The 2600-nt window shown below is 68.4% G+C and carries 2 protein-coding genes; both read left to right on the top strand.

Translation table 11 applies throughout. The features are described from left to right. Positions 1-201, top strand: a 201-nt coding sequence (locus tag VL752_RS04610; protein WP_325352635.1) for a GTP-binding protein, incomplete at its 5' end; no start/stop codon positions are given. An 18-nt stretch (positions 202-219) separates the two neighbouring features. Continuing rightward, positions 220-2600 (top strand): cobaltochelatase subunit CobN (locus tag VL752_RS04605; RefSeq protein WP_325352633.1); only part of this gene is annotated, 2381 nt, incomplete at its 3' end.

Below are 2600 nucleotides of genomic sequence, written 5' to 3'. Positions count from 1 at the left end.
GCGCTGCATGATGTGCTGCGCATGAAAGGCTTCGTCCGCATCGAGGGCAAGCCGCTGCGCCTGCTGGTGCAAGGCGTCGGCAGCCGTTTCCGCCATGAATATGACCGTGCCTGGAAATCGGGCGAGGAGGCGGGGGGCATGGTCGTCATCGGCCGCACGGGGCTCGATCGCGCGGCGATCGAAGCCGCGATCCGGGGCTGAGGTCCGGGCCGCCCCGCGATGCATATCCTGTTTCGTGAAAGCCACGGGCTGGAGGAAGGGGAGACGGCGGTCGAGCCCGGTGGCCTGCCCGCCGATCTGCTGTTCCTGTCCTTTTCCGACAGTGACCTGGGGGCGGCTGCTGCCGCCCGGCTGCCCCAGGGCTTCCCGAGCATCCGCCTGGAACGCATCGGCCGCTTCCTGCATCCGCTTTCCGTCGATCTGCTCTGTGAGCAGCTGGTCGCGAAGGCGCGCGTGGTGGTGATCCGCCTGCTCGGCGGCCTCGACTACTGGCGCTACGGTATCGAGGAAATTTCTGCCACCTGCCGGGCTGCCGGGATTCCACTGGCCCTGCTGCCGGGCGACGGGAAGGGCGATGACCCGACGCTCGCCGGCCTCTCGACCCTGGCTCCGGATGTGCGGAACACGATCGGCGCGGCGCTGCGCCAGAGCGGGCCGGACAATCTCGCCCGCGCCTTCCAGGCGGCGGCCCATGCCGCCGGTCTGTGTGCAGAGGCGCCGGCGCCGGCCATGCCGCTGCCGGACCATGGCATATTCGGCACACCCAGCGGCAACCCGGATGCGGTTATTGTTTTCTATCGGTCGCATCTCCTGGCGGGGGAGGTTGCGCCCGTCACGGCGCTGATGGCGGAACTCGGGGCGCATGGCCTCGGCCATCGCGCGCTCTATGTCGACAGTCTCAAGAACCCCGTGAGCGCCGCCTTCGTGGCTGACTGGCTTTTCGCCTGGAAGCCGTCCGTGATCCTCAATTGCACCGGTTTTTCCGCGCGTCTCGGCGATGCGCCATCGCCCCTGGAAGCGGCAAACTGCCCCATCCTGCAATGCGTGCAGGCGGGTTCGCCCCGCGCCGCCTGGGACGTGTCGACGCGCGGCCTCTCGCAGGCGGATCTCGCGATGCAGGTAGTGCTGCCGGAGGCGGACGGGCGGCTGCTGACGACGGTGATCTCCTTCAAGGAGCGGGACGAAGCCGGTCGCGCATCGCTCACGCCCTATGCCCCGGGCATCGCGCTTGCGGCGTCCCGCGCCTGCCGTTGGGCCCGGCTGGCAGCCACGCCGGTGGCCGAACGAAAGCTCGCCATCGTCCTCTCCAACTATCCCGGTGCCACGGGCGCGAGCCATGAAATCGGCTATGCCGTTGGGCTCGATAGTTTCGCGAGCCTTCTTTCCATTCTGGCCCTGCTTGCGGAGGCCGGATACGAGACCGGAGAAACGGACCTTTCCCCCCTCAAGCGCGGGGAGCGCGTGCAGGCCGGAAACATCACCATCGCGATCCAGCCTGGTCGCGGCGCGGGCGAGCGCCGCGCGCTCTATCATGACCCGGATGCGCCGCCGTCGGCGCCGTATCGGGCTTTCTATGAGAGCCTCTCGGGCATCCACGCGCTGATCCATCTCGGCACGCATGGCACGCTGGAATGGCTGCCCGGCAAGGCAGCCGCGCTCTCGGCCGCGTGCTGGCCGGCAAAACTGCTCGGCGGATTGCCGGTGATCTATCCTTTCATCGTCAATAATCCCGGCGAGGCCGCCCCGGCCAAGCGGCGCCTCGGCGCGGTGATGATCGGGCATCTTACCCCACCCCTGCAGCGTGCCGGGTTGCATGGCGCAGCCTCTCGCCTGGAGCGTCTCATCGACGAATTCGCCGGTGCCGACGGGCTCGACCGTCGTCGCGCACTGGCCCTGAAGAAAGAAATCCTGGCCGAGGCGAAAACCTCCGGCCTGCTCGCCGAAAGCGGCGTCACGCCCGATGCGGAGGAGGATGCGGCGCTCGCCCGGCTGGATGCCTATCTGTGTGACGTCAAGGACAGTCAGATCCGGGACGGTCTGCACGTCTTCGGCCACAGCCCTACGGGCAGGCCGCGCGCCGGTCTGCTTGCGGCACTGCCTGAAGGTGTCGCAACGCTCGTGGATGCCTGCGGCCCGGCGGAAGCCCGGGCGCTGCTTGACGCGCTTGACGGGCGCTTCATCCCGCCCGGCCCGGCGGGTGCGCCGACGCGCGGCCGCGCCGATGTTCTGCCCACGGGGCGCAATCTTACCAGTTTCGATCCGCGCCTGATCCCGACACCCTCGGCCATGGTGCTGGCGGAAAAGGCCGCCCGCGCACTCCTCGCCCGCCATCGGCAGGAGCAGGGAGACTGGCCAAGGTCGCTCGTGCTCGATCTTTGGGGCAGCGCCACCATGCGAACGGGCGGGGAGGATTTTGCGCTCGCCCTTATCCTGCTCGGTGCTCGCTCGCTCTGGGATAGCGGCACCGGCCGGGTGAATGGCTTCGAAATCCTGCCGCTTGCCGAGCTGAACCGGCCCCGCGTGGATGTCTCGTTGCGCATCTCCGGCTTGTTCCGCGATGCCTTCGCGAGCCAGATCGTGTTGTTCGATCAAGCCGTTCA

The sequence above is a fragment of the Acidisoma sp. genome, assembly GCF_035492295.1.
GTDB lineage: Bacteria > Pseudomonadota > Alphaproteobacteria > Acetobacterales > Acetobacteraceae > Acidisoma.
The sequence above is the reverse complement of the archived record's forward strand: the minus strand, read 5'-3'. Positions and strand labels throughout refer to the sequence as shown.